The 24,324-nt window shown below is 39.5% G+C and carries 24 protein-coding genes and 1 tRNA gene; 18 read left to right on the top strand and 7 right to left on the bottom strand.

The window, feature by feature from the left end:
- Nucleotides 1-6 precede the first annotated feature (6 nt).
- Genes era through CDG62_RS12815 form a run of 5 tightly spaced genes read left to right on the top strand, consistent with a single transcriptional unit; the run spans nucleotide 7 to nucleotide 3,406 of the window.
- Nucleotides 7-1,035, top strand: coding sequence for a GTPase Era (era, locus tag CDG62_RS12835; protein WP_087526962.1), 1,029 nt, complete (start codon nucleotides 7-9; stop codon nucleotides 1,033-1,035).
- A 35-nt stretch (nucleotides 1,036-1,070) separates the two neighbouring features.
- A complete protein-coding gene (locus CDG62_RS12830) occupies nucleotides 1,071-1,268 on the top strand; it encodes an NF038104 family lipoprotein (RefSeq protein WP_087526963.1) in 198 nt (65 codons plus the stop codon).
- 10 nt (nucleotides 1,269-1,278) lie between these two features.
- Nucleotides 1,279-1,989 (top strand): DNA repair protein RecO, encoded by a 711-nt coding sequence (gene recO, locus CDG62_RS12825; protein ID WP_087526964.1) that lies wholly within the window; start codon nucleotides 1,279-1,281, stop codon nucleotides 1,987-1,989.
- A 13-nt stretch (nucleotides 1,990-2,002) separates the two neighbouring features.
- Entirely contained in the window at nucleotides 2,003-2,728 is a 726-nt protein-coding gene (pdxJ, locus tag CDG62_RS12820) for a pyridoxine 5'-phosphate synthase (RefSeq protein WP_087526965.1), read from the top strand.
- Between the two features lie 24 nt (nucleotides 2,729-2,752).
- Nucleotides 2,753-3,406: a tRNA-(ms[2]io[6]A)-hydroxylase gene (locus CDG62_RS12815; protein WP_087526966.1), complete on the top strand. Its 654-nt coding sequence runs from the start codon at nucleotides 2,753-2,755 to the stop codon at nucleotides 3,404-3,406.
- Between the two features lie 556 nt (nucleotides 3,407-3,962).
- Here the strand turns inward: CDG62_RS12815 and CDG62_RS12810 are convergent.
- Nucleotides 3,963-4,038 (bottom strand) — tRNA-Asn (locus CDG62_RS12810).
- Between the two features lie 251 nt (nucleotides 4,039-4,289).
- Between CDG62_RS12810 and CDG62_RS12805 the strand changes: the two genes are divergently transcribed.
- Nucleotides 4,290-4,748: a hypothetical protein gene (locus CDG62_RS12805; protein WP_087526967.1), complete on the top strand. Its 459-nt coding sequence runs from the start codon at nucleotides 4,290-4,292 to the stop codon at nucleotides 4,746-4,748.
- 70 nt (nucleotides 4,749-4,818) lie between these two features.
- Here CDG62_RS12805 and CDG62_RS12800 read toward each other — a convergent pair whose 3' ends face one another.
- Nucleotides 4,819-5,253, bottom strand: a complete 435-nt coding sequence (locus tag CDG62_RS12800; protein WP_087526968.1) for a PaaI family thioesterase — start codon at nucleotides 5,251-5,253, stop codon at nucleotides 4,819-4,821.
- A gap of 339 nt (nucleotides 5,254-5,592) precedes the next feature.
- Between CDG62_RS12800 and CDG62_RS12795 the strand changes: the two genes are divergently transcribed.
- The 3 genes from CDG62_RS12795 to CDG62_RS12785 all read left to right on the top strand — a co-directional run bounded on the left by CDG62_RS12795 (nucleotide 5,593) and on the right by CDG62_RS12785 (nucleotide 8,667).
- Nucleotides 5,593-6,012, top strand: a complete 420-nt coding sequence (locus CDG62_RS12795) for a GFA family protein (protein WP_087526969.1) — start codon at nucleotides 5,593-5,595, stop codon at nucleotides 6,010-6,012.
- Between the two features lie 130 nt (nucleotides 6,013-6,142).
- Complete coding sequence (locus tag CDG62_RS12790; RefSeq protein WP_087526970.1) at nucleotides 6,143-7,012, top strand: DMT family transporter; 870 nt, start codon at nucleotides 6,143-6,145, stop codon at nucleotides 7,010-7,012.
- A 326-nt stretch (nucleotides 7,013-7,338) separates the two neighbouring features.
- Complete coding sequence (locus CDG62_RS12785) at nucleotides 7,339-8,667, top strand: MATE family efflux transporter (RefSeq protein ID WP_087526971.1); 1,329 nt, start codon at nucleotides 7,339-7,341, stop codon at nucleotides 8,665-8,667.
- 75 nt (nucleotides 8,668-8,742) lie between these two features.
- On the opposite strand, the gene CDG62_RS12780 is transcribed toward CDG62_RS12785, so the two are convergent.
- Nucleotides 8,743-9,969 carry a pyridoxal phosphate-dependent aminotransferase gene (locus CDG62_RS12780; RefSeq protein ID WP_087526972.1) on the bottom strand — a complete coding sequence of 409 codons (1,227 nt, stop codon included), beginning with the start codon at nucleotides 9,967-9,969 and terminating at the stop codon, nucleotides 8,743-8,745.
- A gap of 217 nt (nucleotides 9,970-10,186) precedes the next feature.
- Between CDG62_RS12780 and CDG62_RS12775 the strand changes: the two genes are divergently transcribed.
- Nucleotides 10,187-10,366 (top strand): hypothetical protein, encoded by a 180-nt coding sequence (locus tag CDG62_RS12775; protein ID WP_004693646.1) that lies wholly within the window; start codon nucleotides 10,187-10,189, stop codon nucleotides 10,364-10,366.
- 42 nt (nucleotides 10,367-10,408) lie between these two features.
- On the opposite strand, the gene CDG62_RS12770 is transcribed toward CDG62_RS12775, so the two are convergent.
- The 3 genes from CDG62_RS12770 to CDG62_RS12760 all read right to left on the bottom strand — a co-directional run bounded on the left by CDG62_RS12770 (nucleotide 10,409) and on the right by CDG62_RS12760 (nucleotide 13,839).
- A complete protein-coding gene (locus tag CDG62_RS12770; RefSeq protein WP_087526973.1) occupies nucleotides 10,409-11,875 on the bottom strand; it encodes a sensor domain-containing diguanylate cyclase in 1,467 nt (488 codons plus the stop codon).
- 206 nt (nucleotides 11,876-12,081) lie between these two features.
- Nucleotides 12,082-12,615 carry a hypothetical protein gene (locus tag CDG62_RS12765; RefSeq protein ID WP_087526985.1) on the bottom strand — a complete coding sequence of 178 codons (534 nt, stop codon included), beginning with the start codon at nucleotides 12,613-12,615 and terminating at the stop codon, nucleotides 12,082-12,084.
- A 432-nt stretch (nucleotides 12,616-13,047) separates the two neighbouring features.
- Nucleotides 13,048-13,839, bottom strand: a complete 792-nt coding sequence (locus CDG62_RS12760) for a hypothetical protein (RefSeq protein WP_087526986.1) — start codon at nucleotides 13,837-13,839, stop codon at nucleotides 13,048-13,050.
- Between the two features lie 175 nt (nucleotides 13,840-14,014).
- Here CDG62_RS12760 and uvrB point away from each other — a divergent pair, with 175 nt between their 5' ends.
- The 6 genes from uvrB to CDG62_RS12730 all read left to right on the top strand — a co-directional run bounded on the left by uvrB (nucleotide 14,015) and on the right by CDG62_RS12730 (nucleotide 21,283).
- Nucleotides 14,015-16,036, top strand: a complete 2,022-nt coding sequence (gene uvrB / locus CDG62_RS12755) for an excinuclease ABC subunit UvrB (protein ID WP_087526987.1) — start codon at nucleotides 14,015-14,017, stop codon at nucleotides 16,034-16,036.
- A 103-nt stretch (nucleotides 16,037-16,139) separates the two neighbouring features.
- Nucleotides 16,140-16,724 (top strand): lipocalin family protein, encoded by a 585-nt coding sequence (locus CDG62_RS12750; protein ID WP_087526974.1) that lies wholly within the window; start codon nucleotides 16,140-16,142, stop codon nucleotides 16,722-16,724.
- A gap of 149 nt (nucleotides 16,725-16,873) precedes the next feature.
- Nucleotides 16,874-17,809: an EamA family transporter RarD gene (gene rarD, locus CDG62_RS12745; RefSeq protein WP_087526975.1), complete on the top strand. Its 936-nt coding sequence runs from the start codon at nucleotides 16,874-16,876 to the stop codon at nucleotides 17,807-17,809.
- A gap of 323 nt (nucleotides 17,810-18,132) precedes the next feature.
- Entirely contained in the window at nucleotides 18,133-19,590 is a 1,458-nt protein-coding gene (locus CDG62_RS12740; RefSeq protein WP_087526976.1) for a glyceraldehyde-3-phosphate dehydrogenase, read from the top strand.
- A 287-nt stretch (nucleotides 19,591-19,877) separates the two neighbouring features.
- Nucleotides 19,878-20,594, top strand: a complete 717-nt coding sequence (locus CDG62_RS12735) for an MFS transporter (RefSeq protein WP_087526977.1) — start codon at nucleotides 19,878-19,880, stop codon at nucleotides 20,592-20,594.
- A gap of 8 nt (nucleotides 20,595-20,602) precedes the next feature.
- The gene (locus CDG62_RS12730) at nucleotides 20,603-21,283 is read left to right on the top strand and encodes a hypothetical protein (RefSeq protein WP_087526978.1); all 681 of its coding nucleotides are present in this window, start codon (nucleotides 20,603-20,605) and stop codon (nucleotides 21,281-21,283) included.
- A 54-nt stretch (nucleotides 21,284-21,337) separates the two neighbouring features.
- Here the strand turns inward: CDG62_RS12730 and CDG62_RS12725 are convergent, their stop codons facing one another.
- On the bottom strand, nucleotides 21,338-22,189 hold the full coding sequence (locus CDG62_RS12725; RefSeq protein ID WP_087526979.1) for an SDR family oxidoreductase: 852 nt from the start codon (nucleotides 22,187-22,189) through the stop codon (nucleotides 21,338-21,340).
- Between the two features lie 112 nt (nucleotides 22,190-22,301).
- Between CDG62_RS12725 and CDG62_RS12720 the strand changes: the two genes are divergently transcribed.
- Together CDG62_RS12720 and cgtA are read left to right on the top strand one after the other, a co-directional pair.
- Nucleotides 22,302-22,682: a winged helix-turn-helix transcriptional regulator gene (locus tag CDG62_RS12720; RefSeq protein WP_004980366.1), complete on the top strand. Its 381-nt coding sequence runs from the start codon at nucleotides 22,302-22,304 to the stop codon at nucleotides 22,680-22,682.
- Nucleotides 22,683-23,096: 414 nt separating this feature from the next.
- Complete coding sequence (gene cgtA / locus CDG62_RS12715; protein ID WP_087526980.1) at nucleotides 23,097-24,311, top strand: Obg family GTPase CgtA; 1,215 nt, start codon at nucleotides 23,097-23,099, stop codon at nucleotides 24,309-24,311.
- Nucleotides 24,312-24,324: the final 13 nt, after the last annotated feature.

Genomic DNA, 24,324 nt, shown 5'->3' with positions numbered 1-24,324 from the left:
TCTGCCATGTCAAATTCTTCCGATCACATCGATGCTGATCACGAGTCGCAAAGCGACAGTAATGATTTAATTAGCCAGTTTTTTAGCGAACAAGGCACAGAAATTCCAACGGATTTTCGTAGCGGCTTTGTGGCAATTGTTGGTCGTCCAAACGTAGGGAAGTCTACGTTGATGAATCACTTATTGGGTCAAAAATTATCGATTACTTCCCGTAAACCTCAAACCACACGTCATAAGATCGTTGGAATTGATTCACGTGAAAAATCTCAAGCAGTATTTGTTGATACTCCAGGGATGCACAAAAAAGAAGTGCGTGCCATCAATAAAATGATGAATCGTGCTGCATCTTCTGCATTGCGTGATGTTAACTTGGTATTGTTTGTTCTAGATGCAGACAAGTGGACTCAAAATGATGAGCTCGTTTTGGAAAAACTCAAAAATGCTGAGATGCCAGTGATTCTTGTGATCAATAAAATTGATACGCTTGAAAATAAAAACCATGCATTACCTTTAATTCAAGAACGTGCAAAATTAATGAATTTTGCGGAGATTGTTCCTGTTTCTGCACTACGTGGTGCAAACTTAGACCATCTGCGCGATACCATCGAAAAATATTTACCTTTCCAACCACCGATGTATTCATTGGATCAACTGACAGATCGTTCTGAGCGTTTCTTGGCATCAGAAATTATCCGTGAAAAGATTATGCGTCAGTTAGGTGAAGAACTACCTTATGATTTAACCGTGCAAATTGAGTCGTTTAAGACTGAAGAAGCAACGGTGAATGAAAAAACAGGTCGTCCAAAACCAGCATGTACGTATATTGATGCAACGATTTTTGTAGACCGTCCAGGCCAAAAAGCGATTGTGATTGGTGAAAAAGGCGCTAAGCTTAAAAAAATTGGTATGGATGCTCGTATCGATATGGAAAAAATGTTTGAAGAAAAGATCATGCTAACACTTTGGGTTAAAGTGAAAGGTGGTTGGTCTGATGATGAACGTGCATTGAAAAGCTTGGGTTATAGCGATATCTAAGTTTTAAGAAAACAAATTTTAATAGGGATGGTGTTATGGTCAAAGTGTTCGCAGTAATAGCTTGTATGTTATTTTTGCAAGGTTGTATACACAAGATCGTCACCGTTCCTGTAAAGATTGCTTATAAAACCACAAAAGGCGTGGTAAAAGGAACTGCAGCAGTGGTTGGTGCTGTTATCCCAGATGGGGATGATGAAGACAGCGAACAGAATAATAAAGATAAAAAAGATTAGTTAATTTCTCATGCGTAATGAAGTACTGCATGGTTATTTAATTCACCATAGAAAATACCGTGAACGTAGTCATATTGTGCATTTATTTACCCAAGAGCATGGGCGAGTTGATGGTATTTTAAGACAAACGCCACCACCACAATATCAGCCGATTTGTTTACAGGCATCGGGTAAATCTGAACTCAAAAACTTTACAAAACTTGAAATTGTGAATCAGCCGATTTTTTTCTTTGGGGATGCCTTTTTTTCAGGTTTTTATCTCAATGAAATTCTATTCAGGCTATGCCCACTCGAAGTACAAATGGAGCAAAGTTTTGCTCAGTATGCGCATACGCTAACGCAATTACAACAACTGGCGCAACAAGAGAATCCTAATCACTTTTTAAAACAAATTCTAAGACAGTTTGAGCACGAACTGCTGGAAGACTTGGGTTATGCTTTAGATTTTTCGACCGATGCTAATCAACTTGAAATCCAAGCCTCGCTTAACTATATTTTTCAGTTGAATGAAGGCTTCATTCCTACTGCGCAAGCCTCACGAGCGACTTTAAATGGACAGCAAATTTTAAGCATGTGCCAATATGAAAAGGGTAGGGATTTTGGTTTGGAACAGTTACAATTGCTAACCAAGTTGTATCGACAAATGATCAGTTCATTGTTGGGCGAGCGTCCCTTAAAAAGTCGTCAGTTGTGGATTCAGAACACTCAAACTCAATCGTAATTAGGAAATAAATATGGCTGCATTACTTGGTGTAAATATTGACCATGTGGCAACTTTACGACAAGCGCGTGGAACGTCTTATCCAGATCCAGTCAATGCAGCTCTGATCTGCGAGCAAGCAGGTGCAGAAGGTATTACTTTGCATCTACGAGAAGACCGTCGTCATATTCAGGATGATGATGTACGTCGTATGCGTCCAGCGCTTAAAACGCGTATGAATTTGGAACTTGCAGTTACAGATGAAATGATTGCATTTGCGAAAGAAATCAAACCGCACCATGTATGTTTTGTTCCTGAAAAACGCCAAGAAGTGACGACTGAAGGTGGTTTAGATGTGGTTGGGCATTTTGACGATGTCAAAGCGGCGACTCAAGCCTTGACTGAGATTGGCTGTGATGTGTCATTGTTTATTGATGCTGACTTTGCACAAATTGATGCAGCAGTTGCTTGCGGTGCACCAACCATTGAGATTCATACAGGTGCTTATGCTGATGCAGAAACACCTGAAGCTCAGCAACATGAGCTTGACCGTATTGTAAAAGGTGCTGAATATGCAGCATCAAAAGGTTTAGTGGTGAATGCTGGGCATGGACTCAACCTTGAAAATGTAACACCAATTGCGAAAATTCCACAGATTCATGAATTAAACATCGGACATTCCCTAATTGCCGATGCTATTTTTGTCGGCTTGGAACAAGCTGTACGTGAAATGAAAGCAGTGATTAAAGCTGCACGTTAATTTTAAAGTTTTTAAGATTTGAATATGTCGAATATCAATTATGATGAACTCATGAAGCCCGTCATGGATTTCTTGGGCTGTGAAACACCAAAAGCTTGGTTAGTTGAAGCCCTGAATAATCTTGATGTGCTAATGCAAGACCACGCGAATTGTGAGAAGAAAGCTGCAGGTACAGCGATGAACCTGATGTTTCGGTATAGCTTCTTTACCGACTTACAAGTCAAGCTTGCACAACTGGTTCGTGAAGAGATGCTGCATTATGAGCAAATGCTTGAATTTATGAAAAAGCGCGGGCTAGAGTGGAGTAATCTGAGTGCTGGGCGTTATGCGGGTGGTTTACGTAAAGAAGTGCGGACTTATGAGCCTGAGGCTTTAATTGATATTTTAATCATTGGTGCCTTTGTTGAAGCACGTTCATGTGAGCGTTTTTATGCGTTAGCACCTTTGGTGGATGATGAATTAGGTCGTTACTATCGCTACTTGTTAAAGTCTGAATCACGCCATTTTGAAGACTATTTGGCTTTGGCTTTAGAGGTTGCGCAAACGGGGAAATTGAAAAATCCGAAAGAAGATATTCAAGCCCGTATTGACCATATTCGTACTGTTGAAAAAGATCTGATTAGCACACCTGATGATGTGTTCCGTTTCCATAGTGGTGTGCCTGCGGAAGCGGCTTAAGAATAACGCGGGTGAATGTTACTGTTTGAAGTTGCAGATTCTTACTGTGGATAGCCTTGACTCATTAAAAAGCCCGATCTTTATTGATTGGGCTTTTAATTAAAGAAATGGAGGTAATGTATGGGGAGCTGTAATTTCTTTCAATAAAATCGCGAAATATGAGTCAGAGGAATGAGTTGTTTGAGTAGGGGTGCCTAGAGATTTTGACGATGATTTTTTGTACTTTTTCATGTCTTCCGCGTTCCACCATTGTACATCATGAAAAATTGTTGCATCAGAAAGCGTATTTTGCAAAATTTCCGAGATATGACTTAATTGCTCTGATAATTCACCTGTAATTTATCCTTCTCATTTTTTCATTTCAGTTGCTGCGATGTGCTCATGATTTTTCTTGTGAATCATGTTTGGGTATTTTTAAGATAAGTTATTTTTCGAGAGTGGTCTAGTTCTGGTTTTTCATTGAGCGTAGCTGCGGGATTTATCTCTTAAGTGGTGAAGTTTTTAAGGTGTAGAAAAAAAGAAAACCCACGACATATAGTGTGGGTTTTCTAGAATTTGGCTCTCCAACCTGGGCTCGAACCAGGGACCTGCGGATTAACAGTCCGTCGCTCTACCGACTGAGCTATTGGAGAATCTGAATGCGATTATAAGGACATTTTATAGTGGGTCAAGTCTAAAATGTCATGTTGTTGCCATTTTTATATTGGATGCTTTTTATTTGAGCAAAAAAATCATTTTTTAAAAAAATCGTATTGAAGTGCTTGCAATGTGGAAACGTCATTGATAGTCTGATTTTAACAACAGAGCGTTTAAGTGAAAACTTAAACAGTGTGGATTTATAACCAACTTGCCAGCACTAAAATGGCTAAACAGGAGAAAGCGAATGAATACGCTTACCATTTCCGATATTTTTACAAACCTATCTGATTATCAAGATCAGTATCTGTCTATTATTTCAAACCCTGAACAATACTATACTCCAGTAGAGTCTGCCTATATTGATGTCTGGCCAGTCGGTTGTACAGACTTGTATTTGGGTGATTTATTACAACTTTGGTTTAGTGAGCGTTGGCTGGTCAACAGTCCTTGTCAGCTCCTTTCCGGACAGTCAGCGAGTACTCTTAAAAAGACTGTGAAGCGAGAGCATGATCTGTATTTGTATCAGTTGTCAGGCAGTGCTTTATCAGGCAGTAATCATTCAAAAGTTTGGTCTGTTGCTGAAGGAAAAAGTTTAGACGTGAGTTTGGACAGCGCATTTAAATACTATTGTATTTATAAAGGCGCAGAGCGTCCCGATGTCTCGAAATTGCAAACGCTGAAGACGTTTAAAACAGCAATTTGATCTGTTCTACTGCATTAAAGTTATTTTGGCGTAAAAAAGGCACTGAAATTTATCAGTGCCTTTTGTTTTTTTAGGGACGAATAATCATACATGTAGCTGTGGCATGGGCGTAGAGTTTTCCGTCTTCATCTAAAATTTTACCTTCAGAAATACCTAAATTTTTACTGATGTTGATCACGCTGCCGATGGCAAGCAGTTCTTTGTGTTTTGGAATCGGTCTACACATTTTAATATTCAGATCAATGGTGCCATAGCCAACACCTGCTTCAAGCATAGTATGTACGGCACAGCCCGTCACTGAGTCGAGTACTGTTGCTGCAAAGCCACCATGCACGCCACCGAGCGGGTTTAAATGGCGATGATCTGCTTTTGCTTTAAAGCTAATTTTCCCTTCAGAAACTTCAAAAGGCTGCATGGGAATGGTTTCACTGATACTTGCAGGTGGAATTTTTCCTGTGCACATGGCTTCTAAGAGTTGTAGTCCTGTCATTTCTTTGGGATTCATCTTGTTTGTTCCTATATTTAGCTATTAGTTCCTTTTTGGAACTTGATGTCCAATTAAACAAAATTCAGTCTTTTCGTCAATATTCAGCATTGGATTAATCAGTACAAAATTAACGAAATCGTAATCACGGATTGAGCCTATGCTGTGAACATATTGTAGGGACAAGATTTAGGATGATTTATTTTGATAATTTGAGTGTTGATAGAACGTAGCAGCCTAAACGTGGCATTATTTTAATATGGTGCACAAAATTTATACAATCTTTTGTTTTGTATTTATATATAAGATAAACAAGGTATTAGTAATTTACACAGTCTTCACATGAAGAAGGAACTCACAATGAACGTGTCCTGTTTATGCGGTAAAACCAAGTTCCAAGCCGTCCTCAAGAATCATGATGTCCATGCTTGCCATTGTTCGATGTGCCGCCAGCAGTCGAGCGGGGTACTTATGAGTATTGATGTAGAACCCAGTAGTTTAAAGTTTGACAATCAAAAATATTTAAATTTATTCAAATCATCAGATTGGGGTGAGCGAGGTTTTTGTAGCGAATGTGGTACGTTGCTTTTTTGGCGAACACAGGACGGTAGTTATTGCAATATCAATGTATTTGCAATGGAACAACAGCTAAAAGATTTAAAGCTTACAACAGAAATTTATATTGATAATAAGCCTGATTTTTACCAATTTAAGTATTCTACGGAGCAGCTCACAGAAGCGGATGTGATTGCTTTATTTTCCCCAGATGATAGTAAATAATAAGGTATTCAGTTGAATCATCTGATTTACACATCGAAATTATTGATAAATTTCATGAGAAAAACTCTCTAGATTGAATAAGATATATTCGATATATCTAAAGCAGGCTGTTGAATAAGGATGCTCAAACATGCTGCTTAAAATTTGTGTAGCGATGTTAGCCTTTGCTGCGAATTCTGTACTGTGTCGTTTAGCTTTGGCTGATCAGCAGATTGATCCCATGAGTTTTAGCCTGATTCGGGTGTGTAGTGGTGCCGCAGTATTATGGGTACTTTATAGGTTTTCTACACATAAGGCGAAAATAGAATGGAACATAAAAAACGGATTCTTTCCCGCTTTATACATCGTTGCTTTTTCACTTGCTTATTTGCATATTGATGCAGGTGTGGGAGCGCTGCTCCTCTTTGGTACGGTTCAGCTCAGTATGGTCGCTTATGGATTGTATCATGGTGAAAAGATCAATCTGCGTTGTGGTCTTGGTTTAGCGATTGCACTTTTAGGTATGCTCATTTTGTTGTTGCCTGGGGCTTCAGCACCTCATTTGGGTTATGCCACGATGATGGTACTTTCAGGTATGGGATGGGCGATGTATAGTATTGCAGGTAAAAATATGCATAACCCACTAGCAAGTAGCTTGGCAAATTTTATCCTGGCGATTCCTTTTGTATTGCTGGTTTATTTAGCATTTTTCACGCAAGCTTTTATCAAGCCACAAGGTGTAATCTTAGCAGTGCTGTCTGGTGGTCTAGCATCGAGTGGAGCTTATGTGTTGTGGTATGCCATAGTGAAGCAGATTGACCGTGTGACAGCCAGTAGTGTGCAATTGTCTGTGCCGTGTTTAGCAATTCTGGGTGGGGCATTGTTTATAGGTGAAGCATTGAGCTTTAGAATTATCATTTCTGCAGTGATTGTTTTGGTCGGGATTGCTTTGGTGATTTCGGCGTCGTCTAACCGTACCAATTTAAATAAATCGGATTTAATCGGTTCTGAACGTCCATAAGTAAATTTCAATTCATCCATAACTAATTTTGACTTTAGCTTTTGAGATAGAGGCTAGGTTCTATCATTGTCCTTATTTTAATTTTATATCATGTAAAAATGGAATGAACTAAATTGATTTTTAGTAAATAGGCTAGATATATTTTCATTTTGTTCGGCGTCATTAAATAAAACTAAAAATGTTCGGCATGAAACTTGTATATCAAGATACAGTTTCAGTAAAAATGAAATGTTGCTTAATTGTGCTAAAAAAATACAAAAGTAAAAGGTATATCGTAGATATAAGTACCTTTCTCTTTAAGTTTAGAGAAACTTCTTGGTTTAATAATGAAAAAATTTTGGGATTTATTTATTCCTTTATTATTAGGGAATGTGACAATTGCGGTCAGTGGCTTGGTCGATACGCTGTATTTATCGCATTTTAGTGCAAAACATGTGGCAGTCTTAGCAATTGCAATATCTTTATATAGTATGGTCTTTATCTTTGGTTTTGGGCTTTTACAAGGCATGATGCAGACTTTAGCCGAAGCAAAGGGGAGTGGCGAGTTACATCAGATAGATTTGATCGTGAAACAAGGGATATGGAGTGTATTGCTTTGGGGCCTGTTTGGTATATGTGTACTCAGTCATGCTGATCCTATTGTCGATTTACTTGGTGCGGATGCAACATTAAAAGAGATGATCTTGGTTTGTTTAAAGATCAGCATGTTTATTATACCCGTTCAATTATTACTGCGTGTTTTTTTTATTGTGACACAGACTTGTGGTCAAGCTAAGCTGGTTTTTTATGGCAATATTTTATTTCTAATTGCAAAGTTGATTTTGTCAGGTGTATTTATCTTTGGTATACCACTTTGGGGCTTAAAAGCATATGGTGTTTATGGTGCATTTATTTCTTCATTTTTAGCATATTGTATTATATTTATAACTTTCTATATTTTTCTTATGGATAAAAGCCATCGGCTTCAATGGAAAGCTCCATTTTTCAACTTTGACATTTTAATAAAAATTTTACGTATAGGGATCCCTGCAAGTATAGTTATTTTCATTGATGTTTTTGCATTTACTTCAATTTCATTGCTTGCTGTTCCATTAGGGGATATTGCATTATCGGCAAACCAAATTGTGATGGTGGCGGGTTATTGGTTGTTTAATGTTATTAATGCGCTGATTGTAACATTTAGCATATTACTGTCGATAAAAATTGGAGAAGGTCGCCAAGAACAAGCTTGGCAATTAAGCCAAAAAGCTGTTTATATCGTGTTGACGGTGGCGTCAATTTTGTCTTTCAGCTTGTTTTTATTTCAAAAGCAATTTGTTGTTTTATTTACTTCAGATCAGTCCGTTGCATTTATGGTTTCATCACTGATTGTATTGGTCTGTCTATTTCACATCGCAGATGCAATGCTTGCGATCGCTGTAAACTTACTACGTTGTTGGCAGGTCACTTTGCTTCCAATGTTCATTTATAGTTTTATGTTGCTTGTCGTTGGGCTGGGTGGCGGTTGGTATTTTGCCTTTCACCCGATGAGTTTTTTTGAGATAAATATCCCTTCGATGGGTATCCATTCATTTTGGGTTTTTGCTACCTTTGCTTATGCAAGTTCAGCAATTTTATGTCTGATTTGTTTGTACTACCGCAAATATCTAAACTAAGTAAATTCACTTAATATTTGTATAAAAAACCCGCGAAGTTCGCGGGTTTCTCTAATCTAACTTTAAAGGGTTAAATTATTTTTCAGCAGCAATTGAAGCAATCGCAGCATCTACGCCTTCGATTGAATCAGCAGCTTTCTTGATACGTGCAAGCGCATCTACAAGTACTTCATCAGCAGTTGCGTAAGAAATACGCATGAAGCCACCTAAGCCAAATGCATCACCAGGAACTACGGCAACGCCAGTTTCTTCCAATAACCATTCAGAGAATTCTGTACAAGACTTTAAGCCTTTCGCACGAATTAATGGACGGATGTTTGCATATGCATAGAATGCACCATCAGCAGGTAGGCAAGAAATACCGTTGATGTCGTTCAAACCGCTAACTACTAAGTCATGACGGCGTTTGAATGCTTCAATCATTGGCTCAAGAACGTCTTGAGGCCCATTCAATGCAGCTTCAGCAGCAACTTGTGAAATAGAAGTTGGGTTTGAAGTAGATTGTGATTGGATTTTTTTCATTGCGCCAATCAGCTTAGCAGGGCCCGCTGCATAGCCAATACGCCAGCCAGTCATTGCATACGCTTTAGACACACCATTTAACACGATTGTGCGGTCATAAAGGTCTGGTGCAACTGTTGCGATGTTGTAGAATTCGTCATCCCAACGGATTGGTTCGTACATATCGTCAGAAGCGATATAAACTTCTGGATGTTTACGAAGAACGTCAGCCAAAGCTTCTAATTCAGCTTTAGTGTAGATCATCCCTGTTGGGTTTGATGGGCTGTTTAAAACCACTAAACGCGTTTTGTCTGTGATCGCTGCTTCAAGTTGAGCAGGGGTGATTTTGAAACGTTGTTCTTCACCACATTTTACAATAACAGGAACACCTTCAGCGATAATCACCATATCTGGGTAGCTTACCCAAAATGGTGCAGGGATGATCACTTCATCACCTTTGTTTAGCAAAGCTAATGCTAAGTTAAAGAATGACTGCTTGCCGCCGCAAGAAACCAAAATTTGGTTTGCAGCGTAATCAAGGTTATTGTCACGCTTAAATTTTGCAATAATCGCTTTTTTAAGGCCAGGCGTACCATCTACAGCGGTATACTTTGTGAAACCGTTGTTAATCGCTGCAATTGCTGCATCTTTGATGTGTTGTGGGGTGTCGAAGTCAGGTTCACCTGCGCCCAAGCCAATAACGTTCTTGCCAGCCGCTTTTAATTCAGCAGCTTTGTTGGTAACAGCAAGAGTTGGGGACGGTTTTATGGCATTCACACGATCAGAGAGACGTACGTCCACGGCAGTATTCCTTCTTATAGGGTTTAAAAAATAAAAAGCACACTATCTTAGCTTAAAAAACTCAAGCAAGGCGTTTAAAAGAACAGATTTTCTGCAAAAAACATAAAAAAAATTCAATTTTGAAGTAATGATTTCAAAAATATACAGAATGAGGAAGTTTCTCGCATCTTTATGAAAAAAACTTTAAAATAAGCGCAATTTGATGAGAGTGATGGTCATGAGTAAGCAACAGCCTACTTCAAAAAAACCTTTGGTGAATCTCCCATTCCCAATGCCAAATGCAGAACAAAGTGCTGACGATGTTGCACATAATCAGGTTCGTCCAAAACCTGAACAATATGCAGATCGTACTTGGATGCCACCACGTGGTACCCGTCGTTCAATGGGTAAACGTTGATTTGCCATTGATTCAAAAAAGCGTCCTGTTAAGGGCGCTTTTTTATTGATCATTCACTGAGTGGAAATTGGTAACCCTTCGATCATTTTCTGCATAATATGTTTTTTTATGTTCATACATTGCTTTGTCAGCACGTTTAAGCATATCTTCAATCCGTTCATTTGGCTGGCTGGTTGCAGTGCCAAGCGATACACTAATCGGTTGATGGTTGTTAAATTGGTTATCTACCAATAAAAGCTCATGCAGACTTTCAATACAGTGGTGCAATGCGGCTTCATCAGCGGCAGGTAATAGCACCACGAATTCATCACCACCGATCCTTGAAGCAGAGTATTGGGTATTTTCAATTAACTGATTTAAAGTATTTCCCATACGACGTAATAAGCTATCGCCTTGATCATGACCGAGATTGTCATTGATGCCTTTTATGCCATTCATATCGAGGAAAATGCAAGACACAGGGCGCAGGTTGTTACGTTCAAGTCGGTTGATTTCGGTGCTGTAAAAAGAACGGTTATAAAGTTTAGTTAAGACATCATGTTTGCCCAAGTACTCAAGATAATTTTCGGCTTTTTTACGCGCAGTGATATCGGTGAGCGCCAGTTGAACCATTCCCCAATCGTCTTCGAAGCCTGGAAATACAGCAAAATGTAGTAGTACGTGGCGAATACTGCCATCGAGTGCGTAGTTGACTGCTTCGCAGTTATGTTGAATATTGCCATCCCATAGTTCGAGCAATTGATGCCGAAAGGTTTGTTGGGTTTCATTCTGAAAGACTTTATGCAAATTTTTAAGTAAATGGTCTTTGTCACGTGCAGCAAATAAATCGAGTGTGGCTTGGTTGACATCGGTTACCATGATGTCTCTGAGGCATTCATTAATAAAGTCATTGTGGACGTCGAGGAAGGTTTTAAAGTCACTGATTCCTAAACGACGTAAATGATCTAAACGTGCTTTGACTCGGCTAAAGTCTTCAACCCAAAGTGAAGTAGGTGAATATTGAAAACGTGCTTCAGCAATTAAGCGACTTTTTTCTTCTAAACGTTGTGCATTGGCATAAGGCGTGATGTCTTCCGTGGTGATCAAAACCAGTGAAAGATCGTGTTCATGACCAGGGAGTACTGTCCCTCGCAGGCGAATGTCAAGCCGATGACCTGTAAGCGTATAGTTTACAGCAGTATTTTCAAATAAGGTCTCACCATTCCAAAGTGCGACCAGCTCATTTAAATGAGTGCTTGACATATCGGCTTTAAAAATTTGCGCAAGGTTTGCGGTTAAGTCTTCAAAACTTTTGGCTTCAAATTGCTTTAAGGTTTGTGGGTTGACATGCAGAACTTTAATTTTATGTGCACAACTTAAAATACGTGATTTGTCTTCCAACAGAAAAGACGCAATATCTTCAACACCTTCACTCCGCCAGAGATCGAATTGTTTTTGTACTTCGCTAAAGTCTTCTAACCACATGGCAATGGGAGATAATTCAAAAATAGGAGAGTCCAATAATTGCATTTATATCTCGTTTTTATGTTGGAATTTAAAGCAGTATAAGCGTTAAAAAAACTTTTTAAAATAATGTGATAAAAAAAGTTATTTTTAAAATTTATGTGAGCTTATGGGGTGCTTTAGGTAAAAAATGCATATTTATCGCTCATAAAAAATATAGACTCTAGATAGTTTGGGGGCTTAAAGAGTCTGTATGCAGATAGTGATAAGCGCTAAAGGCTTTGAGATCGATAGCGAAAAGTTGGTGATTGTTGATATTGATGGTCGCGCCAAAATAAATTGATCACCAACAGATTTGGAATCAATACCATGAAGAATAAATGCATCAAAAAATTACTTTGTTGTTGTTGGTAGATTTGCATGAAGTCTTGCTTACTGATGGTTTTGTTGTCCGCTGTGACCGATAACACTAAAACTTCTGGATAGACAAACTGACTATTGTCTGTGTAATAAAGGATACTGACTTTTTGTTGTTGAAGGGTTTCTAAGAGCGGGCAGCTCTTAAAGCGATCTATAAAATTGCAGACCAGCCTTAGTGATTGCTGCTGAGAAGGTTCTGTTAACACAACATCTTCATAATGTGATTTATTCCGCCCAGAGCCCACAGTGTAGTTATTTAGTAGAATTTGGCCCTCGATCTGTTGTGGGTTGGGGATACGGGTTGCAATACGCACAGCCGAATAGTCAGTAAATTTGCCGAGACTGGAAAGTGCAAAAGCATTAATGATGAAGAAGGGTGCCACCATGAATAAAATATTTAAGAGGAGGCTATTTTGTTTCGGTTGTTCGTTCTTTGTCTTTTTGAGGAAGGATAAGCATACAATGAAGACAAAGTAAACTGGGGATATGTTTATAAAGTTAAAATCCTGAAACTGCGGTAGTTGATAAAATGCAATAAGCATGACAACGGCAATAGCTATACTGAAAAGGGCGTGCTTCTTTCTCTTGGATTTTAATGCGTCGAGCTGTCTATTTGTTCTCATGATTTATTTAAGTTCTTGAAAACTATAATTATGGCTTGGAGTGTAAATCTGTTTGCACTTACCGCAAAGAAAAAAACAGCAACAACACAGTCATTTGCAGGTATGTTGTGATGTATTTGAATGAATTGAAATATTTGTTTGGTGGTAAAAAAAGCCAATTCAATGAATTGGCTTTTTTTATCTGGAAGATGAATCTCAGCGAGAAGCTTTCCGCGCACGATGTTCAGGCTTTGGTGGAGCAATTTCTCGTGTACCTTGCCAAACTTCAATGAAGTCTTGCTCATTGATATTATAGAGCTCTAAAAGCGCTAGAATGGCACCACCAAAAAGCATACGCCCCTCAGCATTCGTTTCAAAATCAAATATTTTTCCAGACAGCGTATGTAAAATATCTTCAATTTCAAACACACGATCGCGACCATTACTGTCGGTTGGATACATACGTGTGTTGAGGATAATTTTGGCTAAACTTTTTTCATTATCGGTCAGTGCTAAATGCTGAATCAGCATGTCATCATTTTGAGTGCTGAAAATCACGGCATCATTAAAAATGGTGTGCAAAAACTTTTTGCTCAGACGTGGTAGTGTTCTTTCCACAAATGGGCGAAATGATGCAGGGAAAACAACATTATGAGAAATGCCCTTAAACATAGGAGCAATTTCTTCAACTTTATAACCCGCAATACCGCAGCCTATAGAGGTGAGAAAGTAAGTCATTTTAGGGTGATTTTTGGTATAGATTTTAAAGTCATCAATATAGTGTTGAATTTGTGAGAGCGGCATTTGTTGTAAGTGTTCGTTCATGGTAGGAATGGCATAACTTTGCCCCGACCAACCACGTCCAACACCTTTCATCGCCCCAAAATGTTCGAGTGCGGTACGTGCAGCACCATCTGCATGTTGGCCTGCCATGTTACTACCAAACACAAATACAGTCTGTTCATCTAAGTTTTTGACGATGCTTTCGTCATGATATTGGTAAGTCATAGGCTCTGATTTTTCACTCTTCTTCACTTCATGTTGCCCTTGAAACACAGGGGGGTCAAGTTAAAAATCTTTGTAATATTTTCAGTAAATTACATTAAAAATCTAAAAGCAAGAATTGCTCGGGAGTGAATCTGTTAAAATAGTTGGTTAAAGAAGCAAATCTTGGGATATGTCTGTGAGTGAGAAACAACCTTTTGATTTAGTCACCAATTATCAACCCGCAGGTGATCAGCCGCAAGCTATTGAAAAGCTTGTTGCTGGAATAGAAAAGGGCTATCACGACCAGTTATTACTTGGAGTTACGGGTTCAGGTAAAACCTATACCATGGCCAACGTGATTGCGCGGACGCAACGTCCGACTATTGTTATGGCACATAATAAAACCTTAGCTGCACAGCTTTATGGTGAGTTCAAATCTTTCTTTCCGAACAATGCTGTCGAATATTTTGTTAGTTATTATGATTACTATCAACCCGAAGCTTATGTGCCATCTTCAGATACATTTATTGAAAAAGATTCAGCGATCAATGACCATATTGACCAAATGCGTTTATCTGCAACACGTTCTCTCTTAGAACGTCGCGATGCAATTATTGTTGCTTCAGTTTCTGCTATTTATGGTTTGGGTGACCCTAATGCTTATATGAGCATGTTGCTCCATATTGTACAGGGTGATCGTATTGCACGTGATGACATCATTCGTCGTTTAGTGGAAATGCAATATAGCCGCAATGAACTTGAGTTTTTACGTGGTACCTATCGTATCCGCGGTGAAATTATTGATATTTTCCCAGCGGAATCAGATCAACATGCAATTCGGATTGAGTTGTTTGATGATGAAGTGGATTCGATTCGCTGGTTTGACCCGCTGACAGGCAAACTGGTACGTAAAGTTCCGCGTGTAACGATTTATCCAAAAAGCCACTATGTAACACCGAAAGATAATTTAGAACGCGCCATCGGCACGATTCGTGAAGAATTAAAAGAGCGTTTAGGTTTCTTTCGTGCCCATGACAAATTGCTTGAAGCACAGCGAATTGAGCAACGCACCCGCTATGACTTGGAAATGATGCAGCAGTTGGGCTATACCAACGGTATTGAAAACTATTCACGGCATTTGTCAGGACGGCCTGCGGGTGAAGCACCACCAACTTTGTTCGATTATGTCCCTGATGACGCCTTACTGATTATTGATGAGTCGCATGTGACTGTACCGCAAATTGGCGCGATGTATAAAGGTGACCGTTCGCGTAAAGAAAACTTGGTGAATTATGGTTTCCGTCTTCCTAGTGCTTTAGATAACCGCCCAATGCAGTTTGAAGAGTGGGAACGGATTACCCCAGCAACGATTTATGTCAGTGCAACACCAGCCAAATACGAGCTTGAAAAAGCCGAACAGGTGGCTGAACAGGTGGTTCGTCCTACAGGTCTGATTGACCCCGAAATTGAAGTGCGTCCAGTACTGACTCAAGTGGATGATGTGTTGTCTGAGATCAATATCCGTAAAGATCTCGATGAGCGTGTGTTAGTGACGACTTTAACCAAACGTATGGCAGAGGATCTAAGCTCGTATTTGAAAGAATATGGAGTGAAGGTGGCTTATCTACACTCAGATATTGACACTGTTGAGCGAGTGAAAATCATTCATGACTTACGTTCAGGTGTCTACGATGTGCTTGTCGGGATTAACTTATTACGTGAAGGCTTGGACATGCCAGAAGTCTCTTTGGTCGCTATCTTGGATGCTGATAAAGAAGGCTTTTTACGTTCTGAACGGTCTTTGATTCAAACTATTGGTCGGGCAGCCCGTAATGTAAAAGGCAAGGCTATTTTATACGCAGACCGTATCACCGACTCTATGCAAAAAGCCATTGATGAAACGGAACGTCGTCGTCAAAAGCAAATGGCGTTTAATGAACTGCATGGCATTATTCCACGTAGTACCATTCGACAAAATAAAAAGGATATTGATACAGGTGAAGTGCTGACAGATGATCAAGTTGAGAGCAATATTGCCGATCAACATCAGACACTCAGTGCAGACGAACAGCATTTATTGTCTGATCCAAAACTGCTTGCCAAGCACTTAACTAAGCTGGAAAAAGAAATGTTAAAAGCTTCTAAAGAGCTACAGTTTGAGCAAGCTGCGCGTCTGCGAGATGAAATTTTGCGCTTAAAAGCACAACTGCTAACCTAAGTTGCATTTACATAACGCTACAGTAATTTGGGCAGAAAGCATTATTTTTTAAAGAGATGTTTATTTTTAGATCATAAATTCTGAAATATTAAAGGTACAGTTTATGTCTGCAAATCTTCCCAAGGCGGGTTTTACGCTTGCCAAAATTGCTGTAGGTGGTGCTGTTTTAGTAGGGTTGGGCATGGCAACCATGGCTTATGCCCAGAGCAAACCCTTGGCTGTGGTAGATAAGGTTGAATTAGACCGTTATTTGGGTGTTTGGTATGAAATTGCACGTAAGCCAATGTATTTCCAAAATAAATGTGGAAATAATGTCTCGGCTACTTATACCCTGAATGAAAATGGTAATGTGACCGTAGATAACCGCTGTTATGCTCAAGATGGCAAGCTGATGCAGTCCATAGGTGAAGCATTTGTACAAAACCCACCTTTTAATAGTAAGTTGAAAGTGAGTTTTTTACCTGAGGCGGTGCGTTGGTTACCTGTGGCACGAGGGGATTATTGGATTTTAAAAATTGATGATGACTATCAAACGGTTTTAGTGGGTGAGCCACGCCGTAAATATATGTGGGTACTTTCTCGCTCGCCACAACCAGACCAAAAGGTCATTAATGAATACTTAGAATATGCAAAGTCAGTGGGTTATGACTTGAATGATTTGATTCATACCAAACAATTGCAAAAGTAAAATTTATTAAGTCTTGAAAGCCATGCTGAAGCATGGCTTTTTTAGTTTCATATACGTATTTTAAAACTTGAATAATAAAGCTTTATACAGTCGAACGCTTTATAATTACTGCCTATCAAAAAATCGTGTAAAGCAATGTGGAGTGAAGGATGTATAAAGGTGTTGCACTATCGGTTTTAGCATCCATCACTTTTGGGGTTTTATATTTTTATACCTTTTTTTTAAAGCCTTTAGATAGTGAGCAAACTTTTGCTTGGCGTATGCTGTCGACCTTACCCTTTTTAACTGCATTCATGTGGTGGAGTGGTGATTTAAAACTCATTTCGGAGTTGTTTAAGCGTATCTTTAAACAACCTTGGATGTTTGCTTGGTTATTATTTAGTTCTGTTTTATGTACCACGCAGTTATGGCTATTTTTATGGGGACCCATGAATGGTCGTGGCTTACAGGTGTCGCTTGGCTATTTTTTACTGCCTTTGGTCATGGTGTTGGTTGGTTGCATCCTTTATAAGGAAAAGCTATCTCGCTGGCAAATGGCCGCGGTAGCCCTTGCTGTGCTTGGGGTAGGACATGAAATTTGGCGCATTGGTAGTATGGCGTGGGAAACGGTCTATATCGCTTTGGCTTATCCTTTGTATTTTTTCCTGCGTCGTGTATGTAAAACGGATCATTTGGGTGGCTTTTGGTGGGATTTGTTTTTAATTTTACCTGTCGCGTTTTATTTGGGCTTTGTGCATAGTGATAGTTTGGCTTTGATACAACAGTTTCCACATCTGATTTTGGCGGTCATTGGACTGGGTTTCTTAAGTGCGATGGGACTCGGAAGTTATATACTCGCGAGTCGTTATTTACCTTTTGTGATCTTTGGTTTACTGAGTTATTTGGAGCCTGTTTTACTGGCGGGAGCATCAGTTGCCATGGGAGAGCGTATAGAGGCAGGTGAGTGGTTGACTTATTTTCCAATTTGGTTCGCGGTCTTCTTGCTTATTATTGAAGGTGTGTTGCATTTATATAAACAGCAACAAAATAAAAAACAGCTCGAACGAAATATTGAGCATTTTGAAAAACAGCAACATTCAGACTAATTTGATGATGTTTGGAGCTGTCATTGCACGAGAATTTGGGCGATAAGTCAGTTTCTTATTTGATTATTCTCCTTTAAGAATAGTTGACTGTTTGATAAAACATCATTTGCGTAACTGTTTATTTTTTATCTATAAAAAATTTTTTTTAATTTTTATACTGCAAAATCATAAGACTAAATGCAATCATTTCTTAAATTAATAATGAATATACGACAAAAAACATCATGCATTTACAGCTTTCGATTCAAACTTGGCGTTAAATCCTTTACAATTGTTGGGTTTTAAAATTTATGCTTAGATTAAATTAATTAGAGGACGTATCTGTGAGCAAAGAGACTATCATCGCCCTACACGCAGAACACCAAGGTCGCTGGAAAAACCGTGAAGAAATCGCGGAACAAATGATCGCTTTGATCGGTCAGCTTTACCGTGAAAAAAATATTGTGGTTTCAGTGTTTGGACGTTCTTTAGTTAACCGTTCAGTTATCCAAATTTTAAAAGCTCACCGTTTCACTCGTATGATGGATGTTGAGCTTTCAGTTGTACACACGTTCCCGATTCTTGAAGCATTGGCTAAAATTGAAAATATCGGTACTGCTGAAATTGATCTAGGCAAATTAGCCGTTGCGTTTAAAGAGCAAGGTGGCGATGTTGATGCATTTGTTGCAGCCGCTGTTAAAGCTGTAGAAGGTCGTGCGACTTCAGTAGAGGGTCGTGACGTTGTTCTTTACGGTTTTGGTCGTATCGGTCGTATTCTTGCACGTTTAATGATTGGCCAGTCTGGTCTTGGCCGTGGCTTGAACCTAAAAGCGATTGTGGTTCGTAAGTCATCTGATGGCGATTTGGAAAAACGTGCGTCATTACTACGCCGTGACTCAATCCATGGTCCATTTTCTGGTACGATTTCTGTTGATGAAGAAAACGAAGCAATCATTGCCAACGGTCAATTCATTAAAGTGATTTATGCGTCAAACCCAACTGAAGTTGATTATACCGATTATGGTATTAGCAATGCATTAGTGATCGACAACACGGGTAAATGGCGTGATGCTGAAGGTCTTGCGCAACACCTGAAGTGCCCAGGTGCTGCACGTGTGATCTTGACTGCACCAGGTAAAGGCGACATGAAGAACGTAGTGTTTGGTGTGAACCAAGCTGACATTCTTGATGAAGATACCATTATCTCTGCTGCAAGCTGTACTACCAACGCAATTACACCAACACTTAAAGTATTACATGACAAATATACAGTGTTGAATGGTCATGTTGAAACAGTTCACTCGTTCACAAACGACCAGAACTTAATTGACAATTACCATAAAGCAGACCGTCGTGGTCGTGCTGCAACGTTGAACATGGTGATTACTGAAACAGGTGCGGCTAAAGCAGTTGCTAAAGCACTTCCAGCACTTCAAGGTAAACTGACAGGTAACTCTGTACGTGTTCCTACACCAAACGTTTCACTTGCGATTTTGAACTTAACTTTAGATAAAGAAGTGGATCGTGATGAAGTGAACGAATACATTCGTAAAATCTCAATCAGCTCTAGCCTTCAAGGTCAGATTGGTTATACCAACTCGACTGAAGTTGTATCATCTGACTTTATCGGTTCGCGTACTGCAGGTGTATTTGATGCGCAAGCAACCATTACTTCGGGCAACCGTTTAACTGCATATGTTTGGTACGATAACGAAGTTGGTTATAGCTGCCAAGTGTTACGTATTGCAGAGCAAATGGGCGGCGTAAGCTATCCAAAAATTCCAGCTGAAACAAATGCATAATTTGTAATAGCGCAAAAAAGAGCCTCAATAGAGGCTCTTTTTTTTGCGCTGTTGTTATGAGTTAAGGATGATTAGGTACATTAGAGTGACATAAGTATTGGCTTGAGTGGTAAGAGTTGCCAATGTTTAATTCCTACTAATTTACTTAGAATAATTAGAATACTGTGTAGAATAGGGTGATAAAAACTAAGGAGTCTGGTTGGTTACCGCCCTCAATGACTTTCTAGGCTGACAAAAGGATGATATTTGTCAGATAAAAAAGAAAATAAAACAAAAGGAATTTGAATTTGCAAGTGAAGCATATACTAAGTGGATTAGCATTCATTGTGTTGGCATCTGTATGTGGTGTACTTATCGCTATTTGGACATTTAAACACTTTAATATTTATATTCCTTTAGAAAATCAAAAGGTTAGTATTGATCTGCAAGAGCCTTTACAAGCTGAGGTTAAAATTCATGATGCCTTAGATGTTGATGTCACAGGGCGCGTCAATGCAGAAATTCCAATTCGTGAAAACCTGAATATTCCACTAACCCAAACGCTGACTCCACGGGTGTATTTTGATAATCAGGTTCCGATCAAAACGACCATTCCAGTACGTGAAACCTTGAAAATTAATCAGAGTATGCCTGTAGATACCAAGGTACAGGTGAAAGTCATGGGGCGAGATGTGACTTTGCCTTTAAAAGGCAATATTCCTATTCAGCTGGATGTTCCCATTCATATTGATGTGCCACTGGAACAGCAAGTACACCTCAAATTTGATGTACCTGTGAAAACTGTACTGAAAGAAAATCTACATATTCCTGTAAATACAGTGGTTAAGACCAATATTCCAATACAAGGACATTTAAACGTTCCCATTAAAACGGCATTGAAAGCTTCGGTGGATGTGCAAAATACATTGCCAATTGAAATTAAGCAGGGGGAGTTGAAGATTCCACTCAACAGTTTGCAATTACTGCGTGAAAAACCTCTACCTCAAGAACAAGTGAAGCCATAGGAGGAAGTATGTGGATATTCCAGTCTGTGAAGCGGCTTGTCATGAGTTTTGTATGTGTTGTCATTTTGGTGGGTACGCTGTTTTGGTTGTACCTGAATATTCAAGCCAGTATGCAAGTGTCAGCGAGTGAAGCACAAATTCAACTGTCAGACTCTTTACCGACAAAAATCCAAGTGGGTAATTATCTAGAAACTCAATCTGTTGGAACTTTAGATACGCAACTGAAAATTGATCAAAAAATTAATTTGCCTTTACATGGAAAATATTTGGCAAATATAGAGTTCGAAGTAGAAGTACCAGTTTCCGTATCAGTTGATTATCAAACCGAGGTGCTTATTGATCAAAACATGCCTTTGGAGACAACTACAGATCTAATTTATCAAAATAAACTATTGCCTAAGTTTCCGCTCACTTTAAATATTCCGATTAAACTGGCTGTACCATTTCATTTAAAGCAAGACTATCAGATTCCGATCAAAATTATGTTTAATGGCTTGGTTTATTTTGAGTTCAATGAGCAAGTACGGCTGCATGTGTTGCATCAGTTTGCGCCACAGCTTAATTTGAATGATCCAATGACTATGCGAAAAATAGCAAGCTTCAATGCCACCATGTACAACATAGAGCGAAGCACGACTGCGAATTTGAAGATGAATATGACACTACCCGTGAAGAACATTCATCCATAAAGAAAACACCACCAATCATTGATGGAGTTTGCATGTGAAAATCAAAAGGGTGGCTTAAAGTGCAGCTTCGATCGCATCCTGAATGTTTGTAGTTTCACGTCCAATCAATTGTTCTAGGTCTTGACTGTCACTGTACATTGCACCTTGTATGGTTTGAATGTCTGCATCAACGATGACCTCAACTAAGCCAGCAGGTAAGCCCGCCTGAGTTAGGGCTTGAGTGTATTCTTCCGCACTTAGGTTTTGATAATTAATGTTTTTACTCGCTACTTGACCAATCAATGTTGCAAGCTCTGAAAGGCTAAAGCTTTGTGAACCTGCTAGTTCATAGGTTTGATTATCATGGCCAGTTGATGTTAAGACTTTCGCTGTAGCTTCAGCATAATCTATGCGTGATGCCGAGCTAATGCGACCATCTTGAGCTGCTCCAAAAAGCGTCCCAATTTCAATGGTGTGAGCAACACCTGCAAGGTAGTTTTCGCTATACCAGTTATTTCTTAAGAAGGTATAAGTGATTCCACTGTCCTGAATTAGTTTTTCGGTTTCACGGTGTTCTTGGGCTAATCCGAGTGGAGATGTATCTGCACGATGTAAGCTGGTATAAGCAAGATAAGGAACACTGGCCACTTTTGCAGCATCAATTACTGCCTTGTGCTGAGGTGTACGGCGACCGACTTCATTTGCAGAAATGAGTAGTAATTTATCTATTCCTGATAGAGCAGGGACTAAAGTTTCATGTCGGTCATAGTCAAACTCACGCACTTCAATATTTTGTGCTGTGAGATGTGCCGCTTTGGCTGGGTTTCGCACAAGCGCAACAATGTTGTTGGCCTCAGTTTGTAGTAAAAGTTTTTCTATCACAATAGAACCCAATTGGCCTGTTGCACCTGTGATTGCAATTTTCATAAGTCACCTATATTGGTTGTTTTCTGTACTTGATGGTTTTATCTTAATCTGATAACTTACTAAATGAAAGTACATACCAAAAAGTAAGTAATAAACCAAATGGAGAGAAATGATGCACACCTATGCGACAAGCAAATTGTTAGGTCAAGTTTTATCCACGGAGTGTCCGTCTCGTGAAATTTTGGAGCATCTTACGAGTAAATGGTCGGTACTGGTGTTGCGTTGTTTAAGTGATGGCGTACACCGTTTTAGTGAGCTGAAACAACGTATAGAAGGCGTGAGTGAGAAAATGCTTTCCCAAACTCTTAAAACTCTTGAGCATGATGGCTTTATTCTACGGACGGTTTATCCCGTAGTGCCACCCAAAGTAGAGTACCAATTGACGATCTTGGGCTCTCAAGCAGCTGAGAAAACCATGTATTTGATAGGGTGGATTGAAAAAAGTTTGCCTGAAATTTTAGAAAGCAAAGAACGAGTGGCGGCTTTAAAATAAAAGATGACAAGTAGTGTGGATTGGTTGTGTGAATCCTTAATTGTGCTTTAAGAGCGAATTCCTCAGGCGTGCGGAAGTGGTTTAGAGCTGATTAGAATTTCAGACTGTGAAAAAGTCTTGTTCTCAAACGAGCTATTCTTTTAGTGCGTTATTTTGATGTGAAAATGCTTTTGAAAGTAAAAGTTAAGTAGGATTGAATAAAATGGGTCGAAGAGCGATCTAACGGCTAATCTAACGACTAAAGGGTCAGCACATTTAAATTAAAAAATGAATAAAATCAGGTGAAAAGTGTCGAAAAGTTAGATTTGGGTATTTTTGTGACTAAATTTCATGTTTCGCTGAATAATTCTGTTCGAGAAATTTTGTAAAATATGGCAGAATATGCGGTTTTAAAGTATTTAGAGGATTGGCAGCATGCGCTTTGTTGATGAAGCAGTCATTACCGTAGAGGCTGGCGACGGTGGCAATGGCGTAGCCAGTTTTCGCCGTGAAAAATTCGTACCTTTTGGTGGTCCAGACGGTGGTGATGGTGGTCGTGGTGGTAGCGTATTTATCGAAGCTGATGATAATACCAGTACCCTTGTAGACTTCCGTTATACTCGCCGCTTCCGTGCGGAACGAGCTAAAAATGGTCGTGGTGCGAACTGTGCAGGCCGTGGTGGTGAAGACACCATCTTAAAGGTTCCTGTAGGTACAACGATTGTTGATACTGACTCAGGTGACATTATTGGCGACTTGGTTGAAAGTGGTCAGCGTGTACTTGTTGCAGCGGGTGGTGATGGTGGTTTGGGTAATACTCACTTCAAATCATCGACGAACCGTTCACCACGTAAGTGTACCCATGGTTTTAAAGGCGAATTCCGTGAAATTCGCTTAGAACTAAAAGTACTGGCAGATGTCGGCTTACTGGGTATGCCAAATGCAGGTAAATCGACGTTTATTCGTGCCGTATCAGCAGCAAAACCTAAGGTTGCAGATTATCCGTTTACCACGATGATCCCAAACCTAGGTGTGGTTGATGCGGACAGTCACCGTTCATTTGTAATGGCAGATATTCCAGGCTTGATCGAAGGGGCGTCAGAAGGTGCGGGTCTTGGTATTCGTTTCTTAAAGCACTTGGCGCGTACGCGTATTTTGCTTCACATTGTCGATGTTCAGCCGATTGATGGTTCTGATCCTGCATACAATGCAAAAGCGATCTTGACTGAGTTAGAGAAATTCTCTCCGACTCTTTCAAAGCTACCTATCGTTCTAGTGTTAAACAAAGTTGACCAACTTGCAGACGATACGCGTGATGAATGGTGTCAGCATATCTTAGATGAAATGCAGTGGGATGGTCCTGTATTCAAAACTTCAGGTTTGATGTCTGAAGGGACAAAACCAGTTGTGTATTACCTGATGGATCAAATTGAGCAACAACGTGAACGTGAGCTTGAAGATCCTGACTATGCAGCAGAAGTGAAAGCATTCCGTGAGCAGCTTGAAGCTGAAACACGCGAACAAACGATTGCCGCTAAAGAAGCATATCGTGAAATGCGTCGTCAACAACGTCTTGCAGGCCTGTTGGCTGATGATGATGAAGACGATGATGAAGATGACGGCGAAGTGGAAGTGTTTTACGTACGTTAAGCTCGTAATGAGT

It is taken from the genome of Acinetobacter sp. WCHA55 (genome assembly GCF_002165305.2).
Classification (GTDB): Bacteria; Pseudomonadota; Gammaproteobacteria; order Pseudomonadales; family Moraxellaceae; genus Acinetobacter.
Note: the sequence above shows the minus strand (reverse complement) of the source record. Positions and strands in the feature narration are given on the sequence as shown.

What these genes read in the sequence shown, in the direction of transcription:
- CDG62_RS12775 (WP_004693646.1), top strand. Translation starts at nt 10,187, where the DNA reads ATGAGTAAGCAACAGCCTACTTCAAAAAAACCTTTGGTGAATCTCCCA.
- CDG62_RS12795 (WP_087526969.1), top strand. Translation starts at nt 5,593, where the DNA reads ATGAACGTGTCCTGTTTATGCGGTAAAACCAAGTTCCAAGCCGTCCTC.
- CDG62_RS12720 (WP_004980366.1), top strand. Translation starts at nt 22,302, where the DNA reads ATGCACACCTATGCGACAAGCAAATTGTTAGGTCAAGTTTTATCCACG.
- pdxJ (WP_087526965.1), top strand. Translation starts at nt 2,003, where the DNA reads ATGGCTGCATTACTTGGTGTAAATATTGACCATGTGGCAACTTTACGA.
- CDG62_RS12790 (WP_087526970.1), top strand. Translation starts at nt 6,143, where the DNA reads ATGCTGCTTAAAATTTGTGTAGCGATGTTAGCCTTTGCTGCGAATTCT.
- CDG62_RS12760 (WP_087526986.1), bottom strand. Translation starts at nt 13,839, where the DNA reads ATGACTTACCAATATCATGACGAAAGCATCGTCAAAAACTTAGATGAA.
- CDG62_RS12805 (WP_087526967.1), top strand. Translation starts at nt 4,290, where the DNA reads ATGAATACGCTTACCATTTCCGATATTTTTACAAACCTATCTGATTAT.
- CDG62_RS12770 (WP_087526973.1), bottom strand. Translation starts at nt 11,875, where the DNA reads ATGCAATTATTGGACTCTCCTATTTTTGAATTATCTCCCATTGCCATG.
- CDG62_RS12730 (WP_087526978.1), top strand. Translation starts at nt 20,603, where the DNA reads ATGTGGATATTCCAGTCTGTGAAGCGGCTTGTCATGAGTTTTGTATGT.
- recO (WP_087526964.1), top strand. Translation starts at nt 1,279, where the DNA reads ATGCGTAATGAAGTACTGCATGGTTATTTAATTCACCATAGAAAATAC.
- CDG62_RS12815 (WP_087526966.1), top strand. Translation starts at nt 2,753, where the DNA reads ATGTCGAATATCAATTATGATGAACTCATGAAGCCCGTCATGGATTTC.
- rarD (WP_087526975.1), top strand. Translation starts at nt 16,874, where the DNA reads ATGTATAAAGGTGTTGCACTATCGGTTTTAGCATCCATCACTTTTGGG.
- era (WP_087526962.1), top strand. Translation starts at nt 7, where the DNA reads ATGTCAAATTCTTCCGATCACATCGATGCTGATCACGAGTCGCAAAGC.
- CDG62_RS12725 (WP_087526979.1), bottom strand. Translation starts at nt 22,189, where the DNA reads ATGAAAATTGCAATCACAGGTGCAACAGGCCAATTGGGTTCTATTGTG.
- CDG62_RS12800 (WP_087526968.1), bottom strand. Translation starts at nt 5,253, where the DNA reads ATGAATCCCAAAGAAATGACAGGACTACAACTCTTAGAAGCCATGTGC.
- CDG62_RS12830 (WP_087526963.1), top strand. Translation starts at nt 1,071, where the DNA reads ATGGTCAAAGTGTTCGCAGTAATAGCTTGTATGTTATTTTTGCAAGGT.
- CDG62_RS12750 (WP_087526974.1), top strand. Translation starts at nt 16,140, where the DNA reads ATGTCTGCAAATCTTCCCAAGGCGGGTTTTACGCTTGCCAAAATTGCT.
- CDG62_RS12765 (WP_087526985.1), bottom strand. Translation starts at nt 12,615, where the DNA reads ATGGTGGCACCCTTCTTCATCATTAATGCTTTTGCACTTTCCAGTCTC.
- CDG62_RS12785 (WP_087526971.1), top strand. Translation starts at nt 7,339, where the DNA reads ATGAAAAAATTTTGGGATTTATTTATTCCTTTATTATTAGGGAATGTG.
- cgtA (WP_087526980.1), top strand. Translation starts at nt 23,097, where the DNA reads ATGCGCTTTGTTGATGAAGCAGTCATTACCGTAGAGGCTGGCGACGGT.